The sequence below is a fragment of the Candidatus Methylomirabilota bacterium genome (assembly GCA_036001065.1).
GTDB lineage: Bacteria > Methylomirabilota > Methylomirabilia > Rokubacteriales > CSP1-6 > MNEF01.
This window is the reverse complement of the sequence record DASYUQ010000222.1, coordinates 13165-33457: the sequence shown is the minus strand read 5'-3', so window position 1 is coordinate 33457 and position 20293 is coordinate 13165. Positions and strand designations below refer to the sequence as shown.

18 protein-coding genes are annotated in these 20293 nt (G+C 70.4%); 16 read left to right on the top strand and 2 right to left on the bottom strand.

The window, feature by feature from the left end; genetic code table 11:
• Nucleotides 1-27: 27 nt before the first annotated feature.
• From arcC to pyrE, 16 genes are all read left to right on the top strand, one after another.
• Nucleotides 28-972, top strand: a complete 945-nt coding sequence (gene arcC / locus VGV13_21295; GenBank protein HEV8643621.1) for a carbamate kinase — start codon at nucleotides 28-30, stop codon at nucleotides 970-972.
• Nucleotides 969-1715: a 3-oxoacyl-ACP reductase family protein gene (locus tag VGV13_21290; GenBank protein ID HEV8643620.1), complete on the top strand. Its 747-nt coding sequence runs from the start codon at nucleotides 969-971 to the stop codon at nucleotides 1713-1715. Before arcC ends, VGV13_21290 begins: the two co-directional genes overlap by 4 nt.
• A gap of 190 nt (nucleotides 1716-1905) precedes the next feature.
• Nucleotides 1906-2622, top strand: a complete 717-nt coding sequence (locus VGV13_21285) for an aspartate/glutamate racemase family protein (protein HEV8643619.1) — start codon at nucleotides 1906-1908, stop codon at nucleotides 2620-2622.
• A gap of 448 nt (nucleotides 2623-3070) precedes the next feature.
• Entirely contained in the window at nucleotides 3071-4468 is a 1398-nt protein-coding gene (locus VGV13_21280) for an adenylate/guanylate cyclase domain-containing protein (GenBank protein HEV8643618.1), read from the top strand.
• Entirely contained in the window at nucleotides 4465-5460 is a 996-nt protein-coding gene (locus tag VGV13_21275) for a polysaccharide deacetylase family protein (GenBank protein HEV8643617.1), read from the top strand. Before VGV13_21280 ends, VGV13_21275 begins: the two co-directional genes overlap by 4 nt.
• On the top strand, nucleotides 5457-6575 hold the full coding sequence (locus VGV13_21270) for a LysM peptidoglycan-binding domain-containing protein (protein HEV8643616.1): 1119 nt from the start codon (nucleotides 5457-5459) through the stop codon (nucleotides 6573-6575). Before VGV13_21275 ends, VGV13_21270 begins: the two co-directional genes overlap by 4 nt.
• Before the next feature lie 14 nt (nucleotides 6576-6589).
• On the top strand, nucleotides 6590-7117 hold the full coding sequence (locus VGV13_21265; GenBank protein HEV8643615.1) for a PPC domain-containing DNA-binding protein: 528 nt from the start codon (nucleotides 6590-6592) through the stop codon (nucleotides 7115-7117).
• A gap of 3 nt (nucleotides 7118-7120) precedes the next feature.
• Nucleotides 7121-8371: an amidohydrolase family protein gene (locus VGV13_21260; GenBank protein HEV8643614.1), complete on the top strand. Its 1251-nt coding sequence runs from the start codon at nucleotides 7121-7123 to the stop codon at nucleotides 8369-8371.
• A gap of 249 nt (nucleotides 8372-8620) precedes the next feature.
• Nucleotides 8621-9184 (top strand): bifunctional pyr operon transcriptional regulator/uracil phosphoribosyltransferase PyrR, encoded by a 564-nt coding sequence (gene pyrR / locus VGV13_21255; GenBank protein HEV8643613.1) that lies wholly within the window; start codon nucleotides 8621-8623, stop codon nucleotides 9182-9184.
• Between the two features lie 35 nt (nucleotides 9185-9219).
• Nucleotides 9220-10146, top strand: a complete 927-nt coding sequence (locus VGV13_21250; protein ID HEV8643612.1) for an aspartate carbamoyltransferase catalytic subunit — start codon at nucleotides 9220-9222, stop codon at nucleotides 10144-10146.
• A 136-nt stretch (nucleotides 10147-10282) separates the two neighbouring features.
• Nucleotides 10283-11557: a dihydroorotase gene (locus tag VGV13_21245; protein ID HEV8643611.1), complete on the top strand. Its 1275-nt coding sequence runs from the start codon at nucleotides 10283-10285 to the stop codon at nucleotides 11555-11557.
• Nucleotides 11554-12684, top strand: coding sequence for a glutamine-hydrolyzing carbamoyl-phosphate synthase small subunit (gene carA / locus VGV13_21240; GenBank protein ID HEV8643610.1), 1131 nt, complete (start codon nucleotides 11554-11556; stop codon nucleotides 12682-12684). Before VGV13_21245 ends, carA begins: the two co-directional genes overlap by 4 nt.
• An 8-nt stretch (nucleotides 12685-12692) precedes the next feature.
• Entirely contained in the window at nucleotides 12693-12959 is a 267-nt protein-coding gene (locus VGV13_21235) for a hypothetical protein (protein ID HEV8643609.1), read from the top strand.
• Between the two features lie 101 nt (nucleotides 12960-13060).
• Nucleotides 13061-16267: a carbamoyl-phosphate synthase large subunit gene (gene carB, locus VGV13_21230; GenBank protein ID HEV8643608.1), complete on the top strand. Its 3207-nt coding sequence runs from the start codon at nucleotides 13061-13063 to the stop codon at nucleotides 16265-16267.
• Nucleotides 16254-17012, top strand: coding sequence for an orotidine-5'-phosphate decarboxylase (gene pyrF, locus VGV13_21225; GenBank protein ID HEV8643607.1), 759 nt, complete (start codon nucleotides 16254-16256; stop codon nucleotides 17010-17012). The genes carB and pyrF overlap by 14 nt, the downstream gene beginning before the upstream one ends.
• Nucleotides 17009-17578 carry an orotate phosphoribosyltransferase gene (gene pyrE / locus VGV13_21220; GenBank protein HEV8643606.1) on the top strand — a complete coding sequence of 190 codons (570 nt, stop codon included), beginning with the start codon at nucleotides 17009-17011 and terminating at the stop codon, nucleotides 17576-17578. The genes pyrF and pyrE overlap by 4 nt, the downstream gene beginning before the upstream one ends.
• Before the next feature lie 15 nt (nucleotides 17579-17593).
• On the opposite strand, the gene VGV13_21215 is transcribed toward pyrE, so the two are convergent.
• Nucleotides 17594-18094 carry a carboxypeptidase-like regulatory domain-containing protein gene (locus tag VGV13_21215; GenBank protein ID HEV8643605.1) on the bottom strand — a complete coding sequence of 167 codons (501 nt, stop codon included), beginning with the start codon at nucleotides 18092-18094 and terminating at the stop codon, nucleotides 17594-17596.
• A 195-nt stretch (nucleotides 18095-18289) separates the two neighbouring features.
• Entirely contained in the window at nucleotides 18290-20293 is a 2004-nt protein-coding gene (locus VGV13_21210) for a DUF3488 and transglutaminase-like domain-containing protein (GenBank protein HEV8643604.1), read from the bottom strand.

Genomic DNA, 20293 nt, shown 5'->3' with positions numbered 1-20293 from the left:
GCAGCGTCGGAGCCCCCTCCCAGGACTATGAGCCTCATCGTCGTCGCCATCGGAGGCAACGCCCTGCGCACCGAGGACGGCGTCGGCGCGCCGTCCGAGTGGTTCGACGCGCTGACGCAGAGCTTGCCGCCGCTGGTGGACCTCGTGGTCGAGGGCCACCGGCTCGTCCTCACCCACGGCAACGGGCCCCAGGTGGGCGAGGAGCTACTGCGCATGGAGATCGCCAAGCCGGTGATGCCGGCGCTGACGCTCGATCTCTGCGTGGCCGAGACGGAGGGAAGTATCGGGTACGCCATCCAGCAGGTGATGGACAACCTGCTCGGCCAGCGCGGCCTGGCGGCCCGGGTGGCGTCGGTGGTTACCCAGGTCGTGGTCGACCGGAGCGATCCAGCCTTCGCGAGTCCCACCAAGCCGATCGGCGCCTTTTATCGCAAGGCCGAGGCCCTCCGTCAAGCGCGCGAGCACGGCTGGAGCGTCGTGGAGGACAGCGGCCGGGGCTGGCGCCGCGTGGTGCCCTCGCCGCGTCCCGTGCGCGTGGTGGAGACGCCGCTGATCCGGACGCTCGTGGAGGCGAGGATGATCCCCATCGCCGTCGGCGGTGGCGGGATTCCGGTCTTCGAGACGCCCACGGGCTTGCACGGCGCCGAGGCGGTGATCGAGAAGGACCTGGCGACCGCCGTGCTGGCGGGCGAGCTCGACGCCGACCGCGTCTTCTTCCTCACTGGTGTCGACCGGGTGGCCGTCGGCTACGGCACCCCCGCCCAGCGCTTCCTCGATCGGCTCACGGTTGCCGAGGCCCGCCGCCTGCTGGCGGCGGGCGAGTTCCCGCCGGGGAGCATGGGGCCCAAGGTCGAGGCCGCGGTGCAGTTCGTCGAAGCCGGCGGGCGCGCGGCCATCATCACCTCGCTCGGCCGGATAGGGGAAGCCACGAGGGGGACGGGCGGGACTATCATCCAGCGGGAGGCGGCATGAATCGCCTGCAGGACAAGGTGGCCATCATCACGGGCGGCAACACCGGGATCGGGCGCGCCGTCGCGCTCGCCTACGCCGACGAGGGCGCGGACGTCGCGGTGGCCTGGATCGCACGCGAGCCCGAGGCCCGCTCGCTGGTGGAGGCCGTCGAGAAGAAGGGCCGCCGCGCGCTGGCGCTCAGGACGGACGTCACCGTCGAAGCCGACGTCAAGGCGATGGTCGCCGGGGTGGGCCAGGCCTTCGGCCGCATCGACGTCCTGGTGAACAGCGCGGGGATCCAGAAGGCCCAGCCGATCACGGAGATGACCGCCGAGGACTGGGACCGAATGATCGCGGTGCACCTGCGGGGGGCGTTCTTGTGCTGCCGCGAGGTGGCGCCGGTGATGATCGGGCAGAAGAGCGGGCGCATCATCCTCGTGACCTCGCAGCTCGCCTACAGCGGCCGCCCGCGCTACGCCGCATACTCGGCTGCCAAGGGCGGCCTGCTGACGTTCACGCGCGCGCTGGCCCAGGAGCTGGCGCCGCACGGGATCCTCGTGAACTCGGTGGCACCGGGGCTCATCGACACCGGCTTCGATCCGCTGCCCGAGGAGGCCAAGCGCGCCCACGCCGCCTCGCTCCCGCTCAAGCGCCTGGGGACGCCGGATGATCTCGCGGGGGCGTTCGTCTTCCTGGCATCCGACGAGAGCCGCTACTTCTGCGGGCAGACGCTGCATCCGAACGGTGGGGAGATCATGCCGTGACGCGCGTCTGCGGGCCCGGGGGCGGCAGGGCCCTCGTCGACCACGAGGTCGGCGCCGGTGAAGGCGGCTCGCGTTCCCGCCTCTGCGGCTCGGCCCAGTCAGGCGCGGCGGGAACGGGTCTCCGAGGACCCTGCCGCCCCCGGCCCCGAGCCGCATCGTCCCCTCATAGCTTCCAGCAAGGAGTCGCCCCATGAAGATCGCGGTGATCAATCCGAACAGCTCGGAGACCGTGACGGGGGCGGTCATGGAGTCGGCGAAGCGCGCGGCGTCCCCCGGCACCGAGCTGATCGGCGTGACCACCAAGGGCGGGACGCGCAACATCGATTCTGCCTTCGGCGACTACCTCTCGGGTGCGTTCATGATCCGCACCTGCCTGGAGTCCGTGGCCGTGCACGCGCCCGACGCCGTCGTGCTGGCCGGCTTCGGCCGCGTCGGCATCGACGCGCTCAGGGAGGCGCTGACCATCCCGGTCGTCTCGATCGCCGAGGCGTCGATGGCCGTGGCCTGCCTGCTCGGCCATCGGTTCACGACCCTCACCATGCTCCAGCAATTCATCCCCTATCAACAAGATCTGGTCCGCCTCTTCGGCTTCGAGGCCAAGTGCGCGTCGGTCCGCGCCATCAACATCAACGTCGAGGAGTGCGTGACCAACCGCGACAAAACGCTGGGTGAGCTCGCGCGCGAGATCCAGAGGATCGTGGCCGAGGACCGCGCCGAGGTCGTCATCCTGGCCTGCGCGGGCCTCTGCGGCTACGACACCGAGCTGTCGCGCCGGGCAGGCGTCCCCGTGCTCGATCCGGTCGCGGTGGGCGTGAAGGTCGCCGAGAGCCTGGTCGGGCTCGGCCTCTCGCACTCGAAGATCCGGAAGTTCGCGGCCCCGCCCCAGCCCCTCGAGCACTACCTCTGATGCCGGCGCCTCTGCCCCACGACATGATCATCGCCGCCCGCCACCCCTGGCGGTACGAGTACGACTTCGGCGTCCGGGGTCATCGCAACTGCTCCGACAACTTCCTGGAGGCGCTGGCGCCGTGGAAGATCGAGCGCGGCCCCGGGGCAGGTCGCCCTTCCGCTCCGGCAGCGGGAGGTCGCGGGGAGCGCGCCGGACCACCTCGAGCCGGATCGTGGCGGCGCGGGTCAATGCGGAAGGCGTGCCTCCCGGCCCCCAGGTAGCTGATGGCCTTGGTCGACGGCTGGCGCCGGCTCAACGAGTACAAGCGGACCGGGCTCGACGAGCTCCGCGACGACATGCGGTGGATGGCGCGGTGCGCCTGAAGCCAGATGTTGACGGTGGCGAACCGCTCCCGTTAGAGTCATTAACACGCCGTTGCCGATTCCATCACGCTGAAAGACGGGGGATGCCAGAGCCAGAAGCCGGTCGCGGGTCGCGGATCCGCCTGCCGCTGAAGCTCAAGCTCGGCCTGCTCATCACCGCGCTGCTGGTGGTGACGGTGACCTTCCTGAGCGCCTTCCTCCTCTATCGCGCCGAGAAGAGCCTGACCGCCCAGATGACCAAGCGGGGCCTCACCATCGCTCAGCACCTTGCCAACGCCGCCAGGAACCCCCTTCTCACCAACGACGGGCTCACGCTGAACCTCCTGGTGAAGGACGCCATGAAGGACGAGGACGTCGCCTACGTGATCATCGCCGATCACGATGGCAAGGTCGTCGCCCATACCGACGTCAATCTGATCGGCCGGCGGGTCGAGCGGATCACCGAGCTGACGCGGCTGGGCGAGGACCCGTTGATCCAGACCTACACCGATCCCGAGCAGGGACGGATCATGGACTTCGCGATCCCCCTGACCTTTCGCAAGGTGCCGGTGGGCGCCATCTACCTCGGGTTCAGCCAGAAATCCATCGGACAGGCGCTGGCGCAGGCCCGCAACCAGACGATCGCCATCAGCGTGGTCATGATCCTGATCGGGATCGGCGGGGCCGTGGTCCTGGCCGGGCTCCTGGCCCGGCCGATCCTCCGCCTGGTCGAGGGCACGCGCGCCATCGCCGAGGGCGACTTCACGGTCACGCTGGCCGTCCCCTCCCGGGACGAGATCGGCATGCTCACCGAGGCCTTCAACCTGATGGCCAAGAACCTCCGCGAGAAGGAGATGATCAAGCGGGCGTTCGCGCGCTACGTGGCCCGCGAGGTGGTGGAGGAGCTGTTGAAGGACCCCGAGCGGCTGGTCCTCACCGGCGAGCGGCGCGAGGTGACCGTGCTCTTCTGCGACATGCGCGGCTTCACCGCACTCTCCGAGCGCATGAGCCCGGAAGAGGTCGTGATGCTGCTGAACGACTTCTACGACCTCATGATCGAGGCGACGTTCCGGCACGAAGGCACCCTGGACAAGTTCCTCGGCGACGCGGTCATGGCGGTCTTCGGCGCGCCCATCGCCCATCCGGACCACACGATCCGAGCGGTTCGCACCGCAGTGGCCATGCGGGAGGGGATCGAGCGGCTCAGCGCGCAGCGGATCCGCGCCGGCAAGGAGCCCCTCACGGTGGGGGTCGGCGTCAGCACCGGGGAGGCGGTGGCGGGCACCGTGGGCACGCAGGATCGGATGGAATACACCGTGATCGGTGACAGCGTGAACTTGGCCGCCCGGCTCGAATCCAACGCCAAGTCCATGCAGATCCTCATGAGCGGACGCACCTATCGGGACGTGAAGGAGCACGTGGAGGCGCGCCCGCTGGGCGTGGTGAAGGTGAAGGGCAAGGAAGAGGACGTCGAGGTGTACGAGGTGCTGCGGCTCAAATGAGCGGCACCGGGGGTCTGGGAACCCTCGTGGTGGCCGCGGCCGCGCTCGCGGTCAGCGCCTGCGCCACGGCGACGGAGTGGCAGACCCGGGAGGTCTTCGAATCGAGCGACTTCATCGTCACCTTCGCCAAGAGCGGCGACACCACGCAGAGCCTCGCCGGGCGCTTCCTCGGCGATCCCGCCAAGGCGTGGATGATCGAGGACTACAACGGCCTGGCCCGCCTCACCCCGGGCCGGGAGGTCGTCATTCCCAAGAAGCCGTGGAGCCCGGCCGGCGTCTACGCGACCGGCTATCAGCTCGTGCCCGTGCTCGTCTACCACAACCTCGCGCCCCAGGCCAAAGGCCGCCTGATCATGGCCGCCAGCGGCTTCGAGCAGCAGATGCGTTATTTGAAGACTCACGGCTACCGGGTGATCAGCCTCACCGACCTGATGGAGTACATGGCGCTGGGCCGCCAGCTCCCCCGGCGCAGCGTCGTCCTCACCTTCGACGACGGCTACAAGTCGTTCCTCCAGCACGCCTATCCGCTCCTGAAGGACCTGGGCTTCCCGGCCACGCTGTTCGTGTACACCGACTACGTCGGCAACGGGCGCAATGCGCTCGACTGGGACGACCTCAAGTGGCTGGCCAACGACGGCTTCCAGGTCGGCGCCCACTCCAAGACGCACAGCGATCTGCGTCGCCATCCCGGCGAGCCGAACGAGGAGTTCACCCGGCGCATGCAGATCGAGCTGGCGGAGCCGCTCGCGCTCTTCCGGCGGCGCCTGGGCCGGACGCCGCACGTGCTCGCGTATCCCTACGGCGCCCATAACGACGAGCTGGCGCAGAAGGTCCGCGAGCACGGGTACATCGCCGCCTTCTCCGTCCGCCGCGAGGGCAACGCGTCCTTCGTCCACCCGCTCCGCATCCGCCGGAGCCAGATCTACGCGGACATGACCCTCGAGGAGTTCGCCCGGAATCTCGACATCTTCCACCAGGAGGCGCTCCAGTGACGGCGCGCCGCTGCGTCGACCGGCTCCCGGCGATCGGCCTGGCCCTCCTCCTGGGGGCCTGCGCCCCCGCCGCGGCAATGTCGCCCGCTTACGAGCGGCTGGTGGCGGCTCACCGACAGAAGGCCGTCGAGCTGGAACGGAGCGGGGATCTCCGGCGGGCCCTGGACGAGTGGAAGATCGCGCTGACCCTCAATCCCCGCGACGCCGCCGCCCGGGAGGGCCGGGGGCGGCTGCAGGCGCGGCTCGACGGGGCGGTGGCGAACCGCCTTCGCCAGGGGCAGGAGGCGCTGCGAAAGGGCGCTCCGCTGGAGGCGCGCCGCCACTTCCTGGCGGTCCTGGCGCTCGATCCCGGCAACAAGGCCGCGTTCGAGGCGCTCCGCGAGGGCGTGAAGGAGATCCGCTTCGTCCTCCACACGGTGGCCCGCGGGGAGACGCTGGGGGCGATCGCCGAGCGCTACTACGGTGATCGCGCGCGCGCCGAGGTCATCTGGGAGACCAACCAGCTGCCGCCGAATCCCCGGCTGGCCCCGGGTAGCCAGCTCAAGATCCCGGAAATCGCCGGCATTCCCTTCCGGCCTCCGGAGCCGCGGACGGCGGCGAGCGCGCGGCCGGAGCCGGCGCCGCCGGCCCCCGGACCGCGAGAGCCCGTGCGGGAAGACGTCACCACCGAGACGAATCCGCTGCTGGTGGACACCCGCGAGGCGCTCGAGCGGAAGGAGTATGACGTGGCGCTGACCGGGGTGGACAAGCTGCTCGAGGGCAGTCCCCGCAACCCGGAGTGGCTCGACCTCAAGAAGTCCATCCTCTACGAGTACGGCAAGGAGAGCCTCGACCAGAAGGACTATGATGACTCCTACCGCGCGTTCTCCCAGCTCACCAAGCTCGACGCCCGGTACAAGGACTCGGCCGCGCTGCTCCAGGAGGCACGGACGCAGACGATCCAGCAGCACTACAGCGAGGGCATCCGCCTCTACCGGGAGGAGCAGATCGAGGCCGCGATCGCTCACTGGCGCGCCGTGCTCGAGTACGACCCCCAGCACGGGGACGCCCGGAAGAACATCGAGCAGGCCGAGCGCATTCTGAAGGCGCTCCAGGAGCGGCAGCGGAAGCAGTAGGCGAGGAGACAGACATGGCAGCGAAGCGCATGATCGCCCCCGGCGCCCGGGCCGGCCACATCGTCGTCGTACGCTTGGCCTACGGCGACCTCCTGCTCGAGTCCCTCCAGGAGATCTGCCGACGGGAGAAGATCCGCAACGGCGTGATCCTCACGGGCTTCGGCAGCCTGACCGACGTCTCGGTGACGGGGGTCCTGGGCCCGGAGTTTCCGCCGCGGCGCTTCTTCAACCGGCGGCGGCCGCGGGGCGTCGAGATCATCGCGATGAGCGGCGTCATCGCCGACCACCACGTCCACTGCCACATCGTCCTCGCCAACAGGGCGGGGGCCTTCGGCGGCCACCTCGAGGCGGGCTGCCGGATCCTGAGCCTCGCCGAGATCGCGATCATGCGCGTGGACGGCATCAAGCTGGCCCGGCTCCTGGACCCGGCCACCGGGCAGAAGCTCCTGCAAGCCGTCCGCGCCTATGCGCGCCGCAACGGGCGCCCCGATCAGGAAGGCAGTCTGGCGTCGGTGCAGAAGCGGCTGGCCCGGCGGCGCTGAGACGTGACCTCGCTCCGCCTGACGGGCTGCCGCCTGCCCGGCCGCGACGGCCTCGCCGACATCGCCATCTCCGAGGCCCGCATCACGGCGATCACCGCTCACGAGCCGACGCCGCCCCGGAGCAATCTCGTGGACGTCAGAGGGCGACTGGTGACCCCGGGGCTGATCGAAGCCCACATCCACCTGGACAAGGCGCTGCTCTCCGAGCGCATCAGCGCGCCCGCCGCCTCCGCCCAGGAGGCGATCCGTCTCGTCGCCGAGGCCAAGCGCCACTTCACCGTCGAGGACATCCAGCTTCGGGCCCGGCGGGTGCTCGATCTCGCCGTCGCCGCCGGGACCACCGCGATGCGCAGCCACGTCGAGGTCGATCCGATCATCGGCCTGGCGGGCATGGAGGCGATCCTGCCGCTCAAGACGGAGTACGCGCCCGCCATCGACCTCCAGCTCTGCGCCTTCGCCCAGGAGGGCATCCTCCAGGCGCCGGGGACCGAGGCGCTCCTCCGACGGGCACTCCAGATGGGCGCGGACCTCGTCGGCGGCTGTCCGTACAACGACACCGACGCCCTCAAGCACATCGACATCGTCTTCCGCCTCGCCGAGGCCTTCAACGTCGACGCCGACTTCCACGTCGACTTCTTCGACGAGCCCGAGCACCTGCACATCCGCGAGATCGTGGACCAGACGATTCGCATCGGATGGCAGGGGCGCGTGGCCGTGGGCCACCTCACCGAGCTGGCGGCGGTGCCGCCCTTCGAGCAGGACGAGATCATCGCGGACATCGCCACGGCCGGGATCGGCGTCATCTGCCTGCCGGCCACCGACCTCTACCTCATGGGACGGCACGACGACGCCAACCCCCGGCGGGGCCTCACGCCGGTGCGCCGGCTCCTCGCCAGCGGCGTGCCGGTCGCGCTCGCCTCCAACAACATCCGCAACCCCTTCACCACCGTGGGGACCGCCGACCTCACGCACATGGCATTCCTGGCCTCCGTCGCCGCCCACATGGGCACCGCCGACGAGATGCGCCAGCTGGTGGACGCGGTGACCATTCATCCCGCCCACATTCTCCGCCTGCCCAACTACGGCCTGGCCATCGGCTGCCGCGCCGATCTCGTCGTCTGGGAGTGCGCCGAGCCCGAAGACATCGTCGCTACGCTGGCCGGGCGCGCGCTCGTCATCAAGAGCGGCCACGTGACCATCGAGCACGAGCGGCACGTCCGCGAGCGCTGGCGCGAGGGGCGCGCGTCCCCCTAGTGTTCCCCGTCCCCGACACCACCCATCTGCCCCATGTGCTCTGAGCCCATCCACCCGGGCGAGAGTGTGGCCTTCGTCAAGGGTCAGATGGTCCACGTCAAGTGTTATACGAAGGGCCGCGAGGAGCGGAAGCAGCCCCCACCGCCGGGGGAGAGACGTTGACAAGAAGGCGAGACCCTGTGTAGAGTGCGTTAGGTCGGTGTAGTGAACTCCTTTAAGCAGGCCCGGCGAGGCCCGCAAGGAGCAGCGATGAGCGCCCCACCTCCGCGGTCCCGAGAGAAGGCCCAGATTCTCGACGAAACCTCGCTCGACCGCGCGCTGACCCGCATCGCCCACGAGATCCTGGAGCGGAACGCCGGCGCCAAGGACCTGGCCTTCGTGGGCCTGCGCACCCGCGGCGTGACGCTGGCCCAGCGGCTGGCCGCCAAGATCGCCCGCATCGACGGCACCACCCTGCCCGTCGGCACGCTCGACATCTCCCTCTACCGGGATGACCTCGACATGCGGGGCGCGCCCGTGGTGCGGGGCACGGACATCCCGTTCACGATCAAGGACAAGACGGTCATCCTCGTGGACGACGTCCTCTTCACCGGCCGGACCATCCGGGCCGCGCTGGACGCGATCATCGATCTCGGGCGCCCCAAGATGGTCCAGCTCGCCGTCCTGATCGACCGCGGTCACCGCGAGCTGCCGATCCGACCGGACTACGTGGGCAAGAACCTGCCCACCTCGGGCCGCGAGAGCGTGGCGGTGCGCCTCCGGGAGCACGACGGGGAAGATCGCGTGGTCATCGAAGAACCGGAGGAGGCCTGATGCGGCCCCTGCTCCGACCCCGGGAGGCCTGAGCCATGGGCTGGACGCGCAAGGATCTTCTGACCATCCGCGACCTCGACGTGAGCGAGATCACCCTGCTGATCGACACCGCGGCGTCGCTGCAGGAGATCGCGACGCGCGAGATCAAGAAGGTCCCGGCCTTGCGCGGCAAGACGATCGTGAATCTCTTCTACGAGCCCTCCACTCGCACCCGCACGTCCTTCGAGATCGCCGGCAAGTGGCTCTCGGCCGACGTGGTGAACTTCTCGGTCGGCGGCTCCAGCGTCAGCAAGGGCGAGTCCATGATCGACACGGCCAAGAACATCGCCGCCATGGGCCCGGACGTCGTGGTCGTCCGCCACTCGTCGGCGGGCGCCGCCGAGCTGCTGGCCCGCGAGCTCGGCTGCTCGATCGTCAACGCCGGCGACGGCGCCCACGAGCACCCCACGCAGGCCCTGCTCGATCTCCTGACCATCCGTGAGAAGAAGGGCCACTTCGAGGGGCTGCACGCGGCGATCATCGGCGACGTCGCCCACAGCCGGGTTGCACGCTCGAACATCCAGGGCATGCGCAAGCTCGGCATGGCGGTCACCGTCGCCGGCCCCCCCACGCTCATCCCGCCTTTCGTCCAGGAGCTGGGCGTGAAGGTCAGCTACCGTCTGGAGGACGCCATCCGCGACGTGGACGTCATCATGATGCTGCGCCTGCAGCAGGAGCGGATGACGAGCGGCCTGATCCCTTCGCTGCGGGAGTACTCGCGCTACTGGGGGCTCGGACTGGACAAGCTCCAGGCCCACGCGCGGCCCGACGTGCTGATCATGCATCCAGGACCGGTCAACCGCGGCATCGAGCTCAGCCCCGAGGTGGCCGACGGCCCCTACTCGGTGATCCTGGACCAGGTCGCCAAAGGCGTCGCCGTGCGGATGGGGGTGTTGTTCCTGCTGGCCGGCAGCCGCGGCTGAGACAGCGCATGAGTGACCGCACCCGACGAGTGTTCCTCGCCCCCAGCGCACTCTTTCGAGCGCCGGCTTCGCCGGCGCCATCGGTCCTGGGGGGAGGCTTCGGAGGGGGCCATCGAGGCCCCCTCCGAGGGAGCGCATGAGCTTATTGATCCGCAACGGCCGCGTGATCGATCCCGCCAACAACGTGGACGCCGTCCAGGACGCGCTCGTCGAGGGCGGGGTGATCGCCCGGGTCGGGCCCCGGCTGGCCGCCCCGGAGGGGACCGAAATCGTCGAAGCCACCGGCAGGATCGTCTGTCCCGGCTTCATCGACATGCACGTCCACCTGCGGGAGCCGGGCTTCGAGTACAAGGAGACGGTGGCGACCGGTACGCGCGCGGCGGCGGCGGGCGGCTTCACCGCGGTCTGCTGCATGGCCAACACGGATCCCGTCAACGACAACGGCTCCATCACCGAGTACATCCTGGACCGGGCCCGGACCGAGGGCCGCGTCCACGTCTATCCCATCGGGGCGGTGACGCGCGGGCTCCGGGGCGAGGAGCTGGCCGAGCTGGCGGAGCTGGCCGAGACCGGGTGCGTGGCGTTCTCCGACGACGGCAAGTGCGTCATGAACGGGGCGCTCTACCGGCGCGCCATGGAGTACACGCTGCCGTTCGGCACGCCGCTCATCAGCCACGCCGAGGACGACAACCTCTCTCGGGGCGCGGCGATGAACGAGGGCGTCGTCTCCACCGAGCTGGGGCTGCCGGGGGCGCCGGCGGCGGCCGAGGACGTGATGGTGGCTCGCGACATCATCCTCGCCGAGCTGACGGGGGCGCACGTCCACATCGCCCACCTCTCGACCGCGGGGGCGGTGCGCCTCGTCCGCGATGCCAAGGCGCGGGGGGTGCGGGTGACGGCGGAGGTGACGCCCCACCACCTGGTGCTGACTGAAGAGGCGTTGCGGACGTTCGACGGCAACACCAAGATGAATCCGCCGCTCCGCACCAAGCGCGACGTGGAGGCGCTCATCGAGGCGCTGGCCGACGGGACCATCGACTGCGTGGCCACCGACCACGCCCCCCACGCGCTCAGCGAGAAGGAGGGGGAGTTCGACCAGACCGCCTTCGGCGTCGTCGGCCTGGAGACGGCGGTGGCGGTGCTGCTGGACCGACTGGTGGGGCCCGGCCTGCTCCCGCTCAAGACGCTGATCGCGCGCCTCAGCTCGGGCCCCGCGCGCGTGCTCAACCTCGCGGGCGGCAGCCTGGCGCCGGGGGCACGGGCCGACATCACGATTCTCGACCTCGAGCGGGAACTCACGGTCGATCCCACGCGGTTTCATTCGCGCAGCCGGAACACCCCGTTCAGGGGCTGGACGCTCCGCGGCGGCCCCTGGATGACGATCGTGAACGGAAAGGTGGTGGCCCGATGACGCCCGCCGTCCTCGTACTGCGCGATGGGCGGGTGTTCCGGGGCCAGGCGCTGGGCGCGGTAGGGCAGGCCTGGGGCGAGGTCATCTTCAACACCGCCATGCAGGGGTACCAGGAGATCCTGACCGATCCGTCGTACCGCGGGCAGATCGTCGTGATGACCTATCCGATGATCGGCAACTACGGCCTCAACGCCGAGGACGTGGAGTCGCGACGGCCCTGGGTCAACGGCTTCGTCGTCAAGGAGGCCTCCCCCTACCTGTCCAACTGGCGCGGGCAGGTCTCCCTCGACGCCTATCTCCGGACCCACGGCATCGTCGGCATCCAGGGGATCGACACCCGCGCGCTGACGCGCCACCTCCGCGACCAGGGCGCCCAGGACGGGATCGTCGCGTCGGTGGAGACGGACGAAGCGCGGTTGAAGGAACAGGCGCGCGCCCTGCCCGGACTGGTCGGGCGCGACCTGGTCCGCGAGGTGACGAGCGAGGCGCCCGCTCCGTGGCGCCAGTCCATCTGGGACCCGGCGCGCGGCTACCGCGAGCCCGGCCCGGCGCGCGCCAGGGTGGTCGCCTACGACGCCGGGATCAAGTTCAACATCCTGCGCCAGCTCGCCAGCGTCGGCTGCGACGTCACGGTCGTCCCGGCGACGACCCCGGCCGGGGCCGTGCGGGAGCTCGAGCCCGACGGGGTGTGCCTGTCCAACGGCCCCGGGGACCCCGAAGCGGTCCCCTACCTGATCGACGCGGCCCGCGCGCTGCTGGGCCGCGTGCCGATCTTCGGCATTTGCCTCGGCCACCAGATCCTGGGGCTCGCCGCCGGCGGCCGGACCTACAAGCTGCCGTTCGGCCACCACGGCGCGAACCATCCGGTGAAGGACCTGGCCACCGGCCGGGTCGAGATCACGGCGCAGAATCACGGCTTCGCCGTGGACCCCGCGTCGGTCGAGCGCGCGGGGTGGGCCACCACCCATGTCAACCTCAACGACGGCACCTGCGAGGGGCTGCGTCACCGCGAGTGGCCGGTGTTCTCGGTGCAGTACCACCCGGAGGCGTCGCCGGGGCCGCACGACGCGAACTATCTCTTTCACCGCTTCATGGAGCTGATGAGCGGGAGCGGGAAAGGAGGCTGAGCCGCCTTATGCCGCTGTACCTGATCTCGTACCGGAAGACGGAGGGAGTAGGTCACAAGCCCGAGTGGGCTTCGTTCACGACCCAGAGCGAGGCCTCCCTCGAGGCGCACGCCGTTCGCGAACGGGTCGAGAAGCGCATCAGTGTGCTCGGCGAGCAGCTCTGGGGCAACGGCGAGGCCGTGTGGATCGGGGGCGGCCGGCTCGACGACGTCCTCTACCGCCGGGAGGAAGCCGCCCCCGAAGTCTCCATCGTCTACGGGCAGGTCGAAGAGTGATGCGTGGACCGAAGACGGCGTGCTCCTGCGGTACCGCGGGGACCAACTGGTGGGAGTGACCATTCTCAACGCGAGCAAGCGCGGGGCGGGGCGTAGGTAGCGTGCCGAAGCGGACGGACCTCCGCAAGATCCTGATCATCGGCTCGGGGCCGATCGTCATCGGCCAGGCCTGCGAGTTCGACTACTCGGGCACCCAGGCCTGCAAGGCCCTCCGCGAGGAAGGCTTCGAGGTCGTCCTGGTCAACTCCAATCCGGCCACGATCATGACCGATCCGGAGATGGCCCACCGCACCTACATCGAGCCGCTCACGCCGGAGGTCGCCGCCAAGATCATCGAGCGCGAGCGGCCCCAGGCGCTGCTGCCCACCCTCGGCGGGCAAACAGGGCTGAACCTCGCGGTGGCGCTGGCCGAGGACGGCACCCTCGATCGCTTCGGGGTGGAGCTCATCGGCGCCAAGCTCGGGGCCATCAAGAAGGCGGAGGACCGCGCCCTCTTCAAGCAGGCGATGGAGCGGATCGGCCTGGCCCTGCCGCAGTCCCGGCAGGTCCGGAGCCTGGAGGAGGCGCGAGAGGTCGTGCGGCAGATCGGCTACCCGGTGATCATCCGCCCCTCCTTCACGCTGGGCGGCAGCGGCGGCTCTATTGCCTACAACCCCGACGAGCTGGAGGAGTCGATCCGCTGGGGGCTCCAGACCTCGCCGGTGGGTGCCGCCCTGGTCGAGGAGTCGGTCATCGGATGGAAGGAGTTCGAGCTGGAGGTGATGCGCGACCTGGCCGACAACGTCGTCATCATCTGCTCGATCGAAAATGTGGATCCCATGGGAATCCACACAGGCGATTCGGTCACTGTCGCTCCCGCCCAGACTCTCACCGACAAAGAGTATCAACTGATGCGCGACGCCGCCATCGCGATCATCAGAGAGATCGGCGTCGAGACCGGCGGCTCCAACATCCAGTTCGCGGTTGACCCTACCGACGGCCGCCTGGTCGTCATCGAGATGAACCCGCGGGTGTCGCGCTCCTCGGCGCTGGCCTCGAAGGCGACCGGCTTCCCCATCGCCAAGATCGCGGCCAAGCTCGCGGTGGGCTACAGACTGGACGAGATCCGCAACGACATCACCCGCGAGACCCCGGCCTCCTTCGAGCCGGTGCTGGACTACTGCGTCGTGAAGTTCCCCCGCTGGGCGTTCGAGAAGTTCCCGGAGGCCGACCCTACGCTCGGCCCCCAGATGAAGTCCGTGGGCGAGGCGATGGCCATCGGACGCACCTTCAAGGAGGCGCTGCAGAAGGCCCTCCGCTCGCTCGAACAGGACCGCTGGGGCCTCACGCTGGACCGCCAGGTCGATGAGGAGGAGCTCCGGCGCCTGCTGAGCATCCCCAGCCCCGACCGCATGTTCGCGATCGGCGACGCCTACCGGGCCGGGTTCTCGACGCCGGAGATCCACGCGCTGACGCAGATCGACCCCTGGTTCCTGGAGAACATGCGGGAGATCGTGGCCTTCGAGCCCGAGATCGCCCGGAGCGCGCTGGGCGCCCCGCAGGTGCTGCGCCGGGCCAAGCAGATGGGCTTCGCCGACCGGCGGATCGCCCAGCTCACCGGGACGACCGAGCACGACGTGCGGCGGTTGCGCACGCGGCAGGGCATCGTCGCCACCTTCAAGACCGTCGACACCTGTGCCGCGGAGTTCGTCGCCCACACGCCCTACCTCTACTCGACCTACGAGGAGGAGGACGAAGCGCCGGCCACCGGCCGGACGAAGGTGGTCATCCTGGGCTCGGGGCCCAACCGGATCGGACAGGGCATCGAGTTCGACTACTGCTGCGTCCACGCCGCCTTCGCCCTGCGCGAGCTGGGCGTGGAAGCGATCATGATCAACTGCAACCCCGAAACCGTCTCCACCGACTACGACACCTCCGACCGGCTCTACTTCGAGCCGCTCACCCTCGAGGACGTGCTGAACGTCGTCGAGAAGGAGCGCCCGCTCGGCGTCATCGTCCAGTTCGGCGGCCAGACGCCGCTCAAGCTGGCCGTGCCCCTGCAGGCGGCGGGCGTGCCCATCCTCGGCACCTCCCCCGACGCCATCGACCGGGCCGAGGACCGCCAGCGCTTCAGCGCGCTCCTCACCGAGCTGGGCCTGACCCAGGCCGCCGGCGCCACCGCCCGCTCGCTGGAGGAGGCGCAGGCCATCGCCGCCGCCATCGGCTATCCCGTGCTGGTGCGGCCGTCCTACGTGCTCGGGGGGCGGGCGATGCAGATCGTACACGATGAGGAGGATCTGAGGAACTACATGCGCGAGGCCGTCCGGGTCTCGCCCGAGCACCCCATCCTTCTCGACCGCTTCCTGGAGGACGCCATCGAGATCGACGTGGACGCGGTCGGCGACGGCGCGCGGGTGGTCGTGGCGGGCGTGATGGAGCACATCGAGAAGGCCGGCGTCCACTCGGGCGACGCTGCCTGCGCGCTGCCCCCCTACTCGCTGGGCGACGACCAGGTCCGGATGCTCCGTGCGCAGACGAAAACGCTGGCCCGCGCGCTCGAGGTCGTCGGCCTCATCAACGTGCAGTTCGCCGTCCGCAACGACGTCATCTACGTGCTGGAGGTCAACCCGCGCGCCTCGCGGACCGTGCCGTTCGTGTCGAAGGCGGTCGGGGCGCCGCTGGCCAAGGTCGCCACCCGCGCGATGCTCGGCCACTCGATCGAGCCGCTGGCCGTGGTGGAGGAGCGGGAGCCCGGCCACATCGCCGTCAAGGAGTCGGTCTTCCCCTTCATCAAGTTCCCGGGCGTAGACGCGGTGCTCGGCCCCGAGATGAAATCCACGGGCGAGGTGATGGGCATCGACCGCGACTTCCGGAAGGCCTATCTGAAGTCGCAGCTGGCCGCGGGCTCGACGCTGCCCACGTCGGGCAAGGTCTTCGTCACCGTCAAGAACCCGGACAAGCGCGTGGTGATGACGCTGGCCAAGCGGCTCTCCGAGATGGGCTTCGCGCTCGTCGCCACGACGGGGACGGCGCGCGTTCTCGAACGTCACGGGATGGCGGTGGAGGTGATCCACAAGGTCGCCGAAGGCTATCGCCCCAATATCATCGACCTCATGAAGCGGGGCGAGATCGCGCTGGTGTTCAACACGCCCGAGGACGGCCGCGCCCGCAAGGACTCGGCGGTGATCCGCCGGACCGCGGTGATCCACCAGATTCCCTACTACCTGACCGTGGACGGCATCCAGGCGGCGATCGGTGCCATCGAGGCGCTGCTGAAGGGCGAGCTGGGGGTGCTGAGCCTCCAGGAGTATCACGGTGGCGCCGCCTGACCCGTCCGAGCGCCTGCTGGTCGCGCTCGACGTCGAGAGCCTCGCCGACGCCTCGGCCCTGCTCGACCGGCTGGCCGGCGTCCTCAGCCGGTGCAAGATCGGCAACCAGCTCTTCACGGCGGCGGGACCGGCGGCGGTGGAGCTGGCGCGGAAGCGCGGCTTCGGCGTGTTCCTGGACCTCAAGTTCCACGACATCCCGAACACGGTGGCGGGGGCCGTGCGGGAAGCGACGCGCCTGGGCGTCTTCATGCTCAACGTCCACGCCAGCGGCGGGGTCGCCATGATGCGCGCCGCCGCCGAGGCGGCTACGAAGGCGGCCACGGACTTCGGCGTGCCCCGGCCCCTCTGCCTCGGCGTCACGGTGGTGACGAGCCTCGACCGCCGCGCGCTCGACGTCGAGGTCGGAGTGCCCTCGACGGTCGAGGCCCATGTCCTCCACCTCGCCCGGCTGGCTCGCGAGGCGGGCCTCGACGGCTGCGTCGCCTCTCCCCGGGAGATCACGCCGCTCCGGCTGGCCCTGGGCAAGGGCTGGGTCATCGTGACGCCGGGCGTTCGGATGTTGGACCGGGGGGCCCCGACACGGCCCCCCGGATCCCCCAACGCTGATGATCAGGCGCGGACGGCAACGCCGGCGGCGGCCATCCGCGCCGGCGCCGACTACCTCGTCGTGGGCCGTCCCATCACCGCTGCGCCGGACCCGACCGCCGCCGCGCGCGCGATCCTGGAGGAGTGTCGACAAGCATGACCGAGCGCGAGACGCTCGTCCTCTACGAGAAGACCGGCGCCCTCATGCACGGCCACTTCCGGCTGACCTCCGGCCTGCACTCGGACGTTTATCTACAATCGGCGCTCGTGCTCCAGCACCCCGAGCACGCCGCCACGCTGGGCGCCGCCCTGGCCGCGCCCTTCCGGGACGCGCGCGTCGCGACGGTGCTGGCGCCCGCCATCGGCGGCATCCTCGTCGCCCACGAGGTCGCGCGGGCCCTGGGCGCGCGCTCTCTCTTCACCGAGCGCGAGGGCGGCGTGATGAGCCTGCGCCGCGGCTTCACGCTCGGCCCGGGCGAGCGCTGCCTGGTCGTCGAGGACGTCATCACCACGGGCGGCTCCACGCGCGAGGTGGTCGAATGCGTGGAACGGCACGGCGGCGGCGTGGTGGGGGTGGGCTCGCTGATCGATCGCAGCGGCGGCGCGGCCCGGTTCTCGGTGAAGCACGTCGCGCTGGCGCGGGTGGCGGCGGCGACCTGGCAGCCCGAGGAGTGCCCGCTCTGCAAGGGCGGCAGTCAGGCCATCAAGCCCGGCAGCCGCGCGTAGGATCGAAACGGCGGGCTAGATCCCGAGGTTGCGGAAGAACCGCCGGACCGCGCCCGGCTTTTCCACGGGCTTCGCCGGGGGAGGCGGCGGGAGGGGACGCGGGGCCAGCGCGAGGTGCACTTCGGCGGTCTGGCCTGCAATGACCAGCACCTGCCGGACTTCCGGAACGAACCGGGGGTAGGTCACGCGCACCCGGTACTGGCCTTCCTTCAGCCTCTGGCGGACGCGCCCGTCGTCCATGGAGACCAGGGTCGTCACGATGGCGTTCTGCGCCGTCACGATCTCGACGGTCGCCTTGATGAGGGGCCGGCGCGAGCGCGCGTCCTGCACGACCCCCACGAACTCACCGTGCGTCGCAACCCTGGTAAGTCCGACCAGCGGGAAGAGAGCGCCTCCCACGGAGAGCATCCCGGCCGTGATGCCCACGATCGCCTGGACCTTCGTGAGCGGCTGTCTCAGGGCGGAGAGCCAGGAGGTCCCCCCGAGGCTCTGGTTGCCGATCTCTTCTCCAGCCATGGTCACCCGTCATTGCGCAAGGATCGGGCCAGGGTTGACAGTAAGGGACAGGACACCTAACCTGTCGAGAATTAAAGGATCCATCCCGAAGGCGCCTCCCCCATGCCTGGAGAAATTCCCTGGACCTGACAAGCCTGTGACCACCCCAGGGTCAGAACGGCAACAGCCGCCGGCGGGGCAGATCCCGGGCTAGTGTCAGGGCCGGAAGTGGGCCAGGGCCCCGAGACACGCATCCATCCGGGCCGTGTCCAACGCAGAGAGCGTCGCCGAGCCGAACCTCACGGCCTCGTATGCCGCCGTGATCACCGCGAACGGCGCGGCCCGAGCCGGCGTCTCCGCACCGACGCGGGCGGAAAACTCGCGCGCCGTCTCTGCCGGCGCCGGACGCAACCCCCGTCGCGCCAGGCAGCGTAATGCGCGCCGGTAGAAGTCGGGCACCGCCGGCGGCGGGATCCGCACCGCGCCAGGGCGCGCGTGGCGCCAGACGAGCCAGGCCAGGCCACCCGTGGCGAGCGCCAGCGCCAGCAGCGCCGCGTTGGAGCCATCGCCCGATGCCCGCCACGGCACGCGCCAGGGCTGCGCCGTCCAGGCCGCCCGGCGCAGCGTGGCCGCGACCCGCACCTGATCCTGACGGCTCCAGTTCACGATGTAGCGGTACCAGCGCAGCCGCAGGGCATCGATCCAGAGGCCGGCGCCGCTCGAGGTGGCGAACGCGCCCGCGCTGCCCCGCGGCGATGGATCGAACGTCACCCAGCCGGCGCCGGCGAGGTAGGCCTCGACCCAGGCGTGCGCGTCGCCCATCCGGACCAGGAAGTGCTGGCCGTAGGGGTTCCACTCTCCCTGCTGAAAGCCGGTGATCACGCGGGCCGGGATGCCCAGCGAGCGGAGCATGACGGCCAGCGCGGTAGCGAAGTACTCGCAGTTGCCCGCCCGACGCACGAAGAGGAACTCCTCGAGCGGCTCGAGCGCCGTGGTGCGCTCGAGCTTGAGCGTGTAGCGGAACTCCCGGGAGAGAAAATTGGTGAGCGCCAGGGCGGTGGCCGTCGCGTTGCCCGCGCCCGCGCTGACCTCGCGGGCCAGGGCCGGGATCCGCGGCGGCAGCGACGGCAGCTGCAGGTAGCGCGCGGCATCGACGCTCCCCAGCCGCTCGGGCCAGGCGCGCCCCACCTCCGACTCCACGGTGTACTGCACGCGGCCCAGCGGAGTGGGAACGGAGATGGCGCCCATGTCGTCCGCCAGCGCGCCGCCGCGGATCCGCAGGCGCACGGCGTGCGGGGCGGCGAAGAGGGCGTCCGTGCCGATCGGCTCCAGGAAGACCTCTTGCGTGACGAGCCGGCCCGTGCCCCGCGCGGTGCCGAGCTCCAGCGGACCGCCGGGGGAGCGCAGCAGGGGAACGCGGCGGTGAAGCTGGGCGCTCCACGCGCGGCCATCGAAGCGATCGAGGGCGACGCCGCGCCAGCGGAGCCGTGGGAGCAGATCCGGCGAGGGCGGCCCGTCCGCCAGATAGACGCGCATGGCCACCGCGGCGTCGGTCTCCAGCTCGCCGATCGCGCCCAGCTCCACGCGGTCGCTGAACCCGATGGGCGTCCGGCGCGCGGCGCTCCGTAGCGCGACGGTCGCCTCGCCGACTCGCGGGATGACGAAGAAGAGACCGAGGGTCGTGAGCAGCGCGCCCGCCGAGGCCGCCAGACCCAGGCCCACCAGGCCGGCGCCCACCGGGAGCGGGTCGGCCGCGCCGGCGCGCTCGGTCTCGGACAGCTCGTGGGCCAGGAGGAGCATGCAGATGCCGGCGACCAGGAAGGCGACGAGGACGAAGAAGAACTCCAGGCCGACGGTGATCGCGGACGACGCCACCAGCATGAAGAAGGCGAGCAGCCCCGCGTCCCGGAAGTCCCGCGGCCGTCGGGCGGTGCCGAGCCGGAGGAGCACCAGCAGAACCAGGAGGTGCACGAACGCGTCGAACGGGCTCTCGGCGAGGTAGAGGAAGTCGACCCCCGCGAAGACGACGACGCCGGCGGCGAGCACGCCGCCGAGCGCGGCGGTCGGGTGGGCGCGCTCGCGGAGCCGCCAGCCGATTCCCAGGGCCAGCGCGACGAGAGCGAGGCCGAGCGGGCCGATCAGCGCGCCGAGGTACAAGGCGGCGACGCCCGTGGCCACCACCAGGTAGGCCGCGATTCTCAGCGCGCGCTCGGCCGACAT

What these genes read in the sequence shown, in the direction of transcription:
- arcC (HEV8643621.1), top strand. Translation starts at nt 28, where the DNA reads ATGAGCCTCATCGTCGTCGCCATCGGAGGCAACGCCCTGCGCACCGAG.
- VGV13_21290 (HEV8643620.1), top strand. Translation starts at nt 969, where the DNA reads ATGAATCGCCTGCAGGACAAGGTGGCCATCATCACGGGCGGCAACACC.
- VGV13_21285 (HEV8643619.1), top strand. Translation starts at nt 1,906, where the DNA reads ATGAAGATCGCGGTGATCAATCCGAACAGCTCGGAGACCGTGACGGGG.
- VGV13_21280 (HEV8643618.1), top strand. Translation starts at nt 3,071, where the DNA reads ATGCCAGAGCCAGAAGCCGGTCGCGGGTCGCGGATCCGCCTGCCGCTG.
- VGV13_21275 (HEV8643617.1), top strand. Translation starts at nt 4,465, where the DNA reads ATGAGCGGCACCGGGGGTCTGGGAACCCTCGTGGTGGCCGCGGCCGCG.
- VGV13_21265 (HEV8643615.1), top strand. Translation starts at nt 6,590, where the DNA reads ATGGCAGCGAAGCGCATGATCGCCCCCGGCGCCCGGGCCGGCCACATC.
- pyrR (HEV8643613.1), top strand. Translation starts at nt 8,621, where the DNA reads ATGAGCGCCCCACCTCCGCGGTCCCGAGAGAAGGCCCAGATTCTCGAC.
- VGV13_21250 (HEV8643612.1), top strand. Translation starts at nt 9,220, where the DNA reads ATGGGCTGGACGCGCAAGGATCTTCTGACCATCCGCGACCTCGACGTG.
- VGV13_21245 (HEV8643611.1), top strand. Translation starts at nt 10,283, where the DNA reads ATGAGCTTATTGATCCGCAACGGCCGCGTGATCGATCCCGCCAACAAC.
- carA (HEV8643610.1), top strand. Translation starts at nt 11,554, where the DNA reads ATGACGCCCGCCGTCCTCGTACTGCGCGATGGGCGGGTGTTCCGGGGC.
- VGV13_21235 (HEV8643609.1), top strand. Translation starts at nt 12,693, where the DNA reads ATGCCGCTGTACCTGATCTCGTACCGGAAGACGGAGGGAGTAGGTCAC.
- pyrE (HEV8643606.1), top strand. Translation starts at nt 17,009, where the DNA reads ATGACCGAGCGCGAGACGCTCGTCCTCTACGAGAAGACCGGCGCCCTC.
- VGV13_21215 (HEV8643605.1), bottom strand. Translation starts at nt 18,094, where the DNA reads ATGGCTGGAGAAGAGATCGGCAACCAGAGCCTCGGGGGGACCTCCTGG.
- VGV13_21210 (HEV8643604.1), bottom strand. Translation starts at nt 20,293, where the DNA reads ATGTCGGCCGAGCGCGCGCTGAGAATCGCGGCCTACCTGGTGGTGGCC.